Here is a 6,375-nt window from a genome sequence, read left to right on the forward strand (position 1 = left end):
CTCTGTTTGAACTAACTGACAATCATCTTCTAAATCTAAAGTCCCATTGAGCTCTAAATACCAACTGTTCTCGACTTGATTATCGCCACTAATCGTTAAGGTTTTGGCTGTATCAATAAACAACCCATTATTTTTTATAATATGGCTGGCACTAACATTATCTTTAACATGAATAATACTCCAATCTTTATTGCTAGATGTACTCTCAATATCCCAAACATCACCATGTAACCACGTACCTGCACTTGTCCATGCGCCATCACTTGAAGTCTCATAAGGCATTGGGGCTGTTTGTACTTGTACTGTGGTGATATTATATAATTGTGCTTTGTTATTATTTGATGAAAAATCTGAAGTTGTTCTATTGATTATATCCGTCATTGGATAATACGCTGCTAGATTTGCCCATGGAATGGTTGCTTCTGTTGAATTGTCTATAATGTCTTTAGGGATGATAGCACCACGTACGTTTCCTGAATTATTTTCTATTTCTTGGTATACCATATGTTGTAACTGACTCTCGGTAAGGGCTACATCAAAAACACGTACTTCGTCTATATGGCCTTTAAATAATCTAGCATGATCATAATCTCTGGCACCTATAGTAAACTTATCAGTGGAGCTAGTTATTGATGAAGCTAATAAAGCATCATTACTACTGCCAAATAACGCGCCGTTTATATAGCCTTTTAGCTTTGTACTTGTTGATGTGGTATCAAATATTAAGGCTACATGTATCCATTCATCTTTATTTAAATTAGGTGATTTTATTTGAACATTGTTAACGGTAATCCACATCTGGGTAGAACTATGTGCTAGAATTTCCAAATCGCCATAGCTTACAATCATAGATTGGTTTAAAAAACTAGAATCTAATTTTACCCACGCCATTATGGTGGCTTGAGTATAACCTGATATATCTAAATCGCTATCCATATAATCATCTACACCATCAAAATCTAAACTAGATAAAGCCGGTGGGTTAGTATTAAAAACATCTCGATAATCTAAATCGCCGCCTAATACTAAATCCCCATCGGTATCTGGTAAAATCGATAAATCTGATGGGTTTTCAATATCTTCGTTTACATCTAAATTAGTATCATTTATTACAGTAGTTTCAAAAATATCATCTAATCCATCCCCATCGGCATCACTCGCACCAATAGTATTAGACATTCCATTTTCTTGTATATCTGGCGTAGTATCATTATCACTATCTAAGTCTAAATAATCTGGCGTGCCATCTCCATCAGTATCTTCTAATGATAATAATCCAACTCCATAATTATCATCTATGCCGTCGTTGTTAACATCTGTAATTCCTGGACCATTACCACTTGGCGCTATGTAACCAATTGTAGGTTGTGCTTCAACATTATCTGGTATACCATCATCATCAGAATCAATATCTAAATGATCTGATATTCCATCTGAATCAGAATCACAAAATTGATACACAGCTGTTAACGTAATTTCAGCAAAGTCTACAAATAAATAATCATCTGCATAATCATCTCCAATTATTATATTCCATGTTCCCACATTTGGAGCTTCGTGGTATAAAGATGTTAGACTATTTTTTGGCAAAAACGTACCAGATTGTGGTAGGTTGTATGTTGGATCTGCATCACTGGCAATTACTGCACCTGTACTATTAAATACTTGATCTACATCAATAAAAGATACCCCAGAACCAGCTCCAGAGCCATAATCTCCATAGTCAACAAAATTAATAATTGCACCGCTTGGTGATTTTAATCCAAAATATTTTTCGTCTGCAAAAATAAAACCAGGCGAACCACCACATCGAGCTCCTGGTGTTCCAGCAAATTCGCCATCAAACATTTCAAATTTAATTCTTATAGATATATTGGTTACAGTATATCCTGCTGGCACCGAAAAACTTCCTATTATAAATTCTTCTTCATTGATTGCTTTAGAACACGTGAGTCCATCAACAAAAACAGGTGCAGCAATATCTCCACCAATTGTTTCAGTATACATAATTCCTGGACACTCATCAGTATCTAAAATTCCATCGTTATCATCATCTAAATCAACTATATCTGAAAGACCATCTGCATCTGAATCATTGTAAACTGTTACAGTAGCTATAGCTGAAGAACAGTTAGTGGCGTTTGCTACTTCGCAAATTTGATAAGTTACAGGGTAAGTTCCTACTGTTGTTCCTACTGGAACCATTATATTTCCGGATGTATCAATAGAAACTCCTGTCAATCCACCATCTGCTATAATAGATATAGTAACATCAGAATCTACTACAGGGGTTCCGTTCAATATATCATTTACAGTAGCATCTCCCGCAATTCCACCAGAAATATTTGTGACTGATGTATTATAAAAGGTGTCATCTACTGCCAGAATATTAATTGCATTTATAGTAATATTCCTTGAAGCTTTACATTGATTAGTTAAATAGTCTAATGCTATTACACTAAAATTATAAGTTCCTATTGAGGTTATTGGTTCAAGTGTTAAAGTAATAGAACCACCATCTCCAAAAACACTATCACTGATATCCATTTCTGAAGCATTTTCAATAAAATACAAGGTGTTTTCTGCAGAATTTGAGATAATTATACTTTGTGGTTGATTAGTAAAAACAGTGTAACTAGTTTTATCTGTATTAGGCGCACTAGGTCCAAAACAAGGAATAGAATAAGTAGAAGGACAAATAATTTCAGCTGTATTGGGTTCTTTAATTCCAATACTTAAAACACCTCCTTCATAAATTTGGTTTGCTAATGTAGTGTTTACTGGAACAGACCAAGTTGTTCCAGAAGTAGTCACTTCACCCAAATAATATCCATCTATATATAATGAAACTATCGTATTTGCAATTGCACTTGCTAAAGTCCCATTAACAGCTGTTGTATTTATATTGGTTATAGGGCTTATGGTTCCGCAACGCAGATTAGAAACGGGTGCAAGTGCTGTAACTAAATTAGAATTCCCACTAGTACCACAAGCTGTAGTTAAAGTAGCATAGTAAACTATTCCTGCAACAGGAGCTGGTGAAGACAAAGTCCAATTTCCTCCTGCACCTACCGTGGTAGTTCCTAATAATACATTAGTCGCATTATCATAAACATTAATTGTTCCTCCTTCAACAGAAGCACTTCCTTGTAGTGGGCTTCCTGCAACTACATTACCATTATCATTATATATATATGGTGATAGCACATCACAAATCACAGTTCTTTGAACAGGAATTGAACATTTATCTTGAGTGGAATCATTTGTGCTTGATAAAACTGCTCTAACTTCCACCACATCCCCTACTTGTAAAAATGAATTGGTAGTGTCATAAGAATATGTTCCTACTGCTGTTGCTGTTGTAATACCCAAATTTATTGGAACAGCTGAGCCATTTTTATACACTACTAAAATTACACTAGAATTTGCAGGTGCAGCACCAGTTATCTCAGAAGTATTTGGTGATATGGGATTAGTTTCTATTGTTGCTACTGGTGTATCTGGTTCAGGAGTATTATTTACATAAGTACAAAATTCATAACATCTAGATTCACATTTTCCAGGTTCTTGATAGGTTATAAAATAGCTTCCAGCTGGTATATCACCTCCAGAAGAACCAGAACAGGTGTTACCAGTATTATAAGCGCTTCCATCCCAACCCCATTCTGTAACTGATGTAGCAAATGTATGCTCAAATTCAAGAACGATGCCTCCAGAACCACTATATCTATAAACTCTTGTTGTAACACCAGCAGGAATAACAGTTCCTGTAATAGCATTATTAGTTCCTATTTTAATTCCTTTATGTGTTGTACAAATATCGTAAATATCAAAACAGCTAGAAGTTTGATTGCATGCAACATCGGTAGATACTTGTACATTATTGCTATCATAACAAGCAGCTTCTCCAGTACTTACAGCAGATGCATAAATAACATCACCGCTTGCAAGTGCGCTAACAGATAAATTCCAGCTTCCTCCAGATGTTGCTGTAGTTGTTCCAATAAGAGTTCCGTTTTTGTATACGGTAATCGTTGCTATACTTTGTGTAGAATAACTTGCGCTTGTCCAGCTTCCAGAAATGGTTGTTGCTCCTGCCGTAATAGGAGAATTTACTGTTGGTGCGTTAGTACAAAGTCCTGTAGGACAGGTTCCATCTAGTATTTGCTGAGGTGTACAAGGCGGTGTAACTATTAGATTTCCTGAAGGATACTTATCCGAAGAAGGCCCACATAATGACGGTTTAGGAGCCATCACAGTAGCTATATCATATCGTAAAGGCGTACTGCTTGTTAAAGGCGTGCTTCCACCTGAAAAGGCGGATAATGGCACATAAAAATCAATAAAATAATCGCTATCACCATCATTATTAGTTAATGCCACTGAGGTTTGAACATGCTGTGGATTAGTTAATAAGGTTCTTTCCCATAGAAGATTACAGCTATTTCCATTATTAACGTCATAAATAGAAATAGTGAATCCTGTTTGCACAACAACTTCATATTCAAATCCTGGATTGGATGTAGTATATGTGGGATCAGAAACCCCAAACTTACTATCTGTATCTATTAAAACACTATAACCTTTAGCTCCCGCAACAATATTACCCAAACGAAATCTTGTTAGTAAATTAGTACCATCAAAATATTGATAAAATGCATGTCCATTTTCATCTTGAACAAAGTCGCTAAACCCACCACTAGGTCCCATTGAAATGTCTCCTGAAGATTCTTCAGAAATAACTGGAACAGAATAATATGGGATCTCACTTGCTAATCCTATATCTGTAGTTGTAAACCCAGTATTGGTTGCAGAGACATATCCATCACCATTAGGGTCTAAAACAGAAGATAAACTTTGAGGAGGAATATTTCCTGCCCCATCTCTTACAATTAAACCTGGTGTTTGTGAAAACACAAAAAACGGTAAAATTAAAAATACAACATAAAGTAATTTTATTTTCATGATTAATTGATTTAGGTAACCTTATATTAAAGATATGATTCGAAAACTTTTACCTGTTAAATATTTGAATAAATACAAAGTCATCATTCATTGATGTATAAACTCATTATAAATTTAGACTCATTTAACACAAATAAGTCACTCTACAATAAGATATGACATGATATTGTACAAAGCATTCAATTCTAAAATGATTTTGAAATTAAACTTGAGGGAAGAATATTTCGTTTATTAGAATTTTAAAATTCTAATAAAAATAACATACAATAATACATCAAAAAATCGACAAAAGTTAAAAAAAATCGGATTAAAATACTTTTTTTAGCGACAAAATGCATATCATCGAAAAAACAATAAAGATCCTATAAGAACAGTTTTGTTACTCAAAACCTTCGTTTAAATAAAAATTAAATCAAAAAGTCTATAAAATTTTCAATTTTAGAAATTCATTGAGTTTTAATAACTGTAGTTTTAAGTGAAATCTATTGTTTATGCTAACAGAAAATGTAAACCTGAAGGGAAGAAATATTTATACAGTTAAATAGTTAATTATGTCAAAATAATCTAACTATAATAAATACATAAATTAGCTAAAATATTATATTTTTGCCAATATTGTAGTATGTTGTCTGCCACATTTGGTAAGTCAAGTCCTTTATATTCAGGAAATTTCATCTGATAATTTTTATTTTATTATAATAAGACAGATGTAAACTTTGGTGACAAATCGGTGCTAAACACAATCTTCTCTAAACCAAAGTTTTAGCGCTCATTTACTCTTATTTCTTATAAGTTCGCGAATTTAATGAATTATCCTTAAAACATTAATTTTAAAACCAAAAAAAAGACTACTTAAAATCAGTAGTCTTTTTCTAATTTTATTCTTTCTTATTATTATTTCACGATAATCTTTTTAGTTAACACCGCATTGGTTTCTGTTCGCATAGAAACTATGTAAGCACCTGTAGATATATTATTGAACTGTATTCCATTTTCTAACTCTTCTCTTGACACATCTGTTAATTCCTTAACTGCCTGACCTCTCATATTCACTAAAGAAAATTTGATTACATCACTATTGAGTTTCTTTACATAAAACGTATTGTTCGTGTTCTTGAAATACATGAAGTTTTCTTTTGCTGTTGCAACATCTGTACTTAATGTCTGCGCTTCACTCTGGAAAACAATCTCAAACCTTCCATTGAATATCCCTTGTTCTGCTGTAAAACTATAAGCCAAATCCTGAGTTAAATCAAAATAGGTTTGTGTAAGATTGTCTCGTAGGTAAATCTCCTGATCTGATTCTACGTTATCCATATCTGTAATTCTTATTTCAAAACCATTATCTCCTGATGAACTGAAGTTTAATGGAACTACCTTATCAGTTGATATAGGCGCATAGGCTTGTAT

2 protein-coding genes are annotated in these 6,375 nt (G+C 33.6%); both read right to left on the bottom strand.

All coding sequences use genetic code 11. The annotated features are described in order from the left end of the window. A partial coding sequence (locus Q0870_RS15250; RefSeq protein WP_363317975.1) for a LamG-like jellyroll fold domain-containing protein occupies positions 1-4,965 on the bottom strand: 4,965 nt, incomplete at its 3' end. A gap of 894 nt (positions 4,966-5,859) precedes the next feature. Then, positions 5,860-6,375 (bottom strand): T9SS type A sorting domain-containing protein (locus tag Q0870_RS15255; protein ID WP_298556750.1); only part of this gene is annotated, 516 nt, incomplete at its 5' end.

Origin of the sequence: uncultured Algibacter sp. (assembly GCF_947487575.1) — a bacterium.
Taxonomy (GTDB): domain Bacteria; phylum Bacteroidota; class Bacteroidia; order Flavobacteriales; family Flavobacteriaceae; genus Algibacter_B.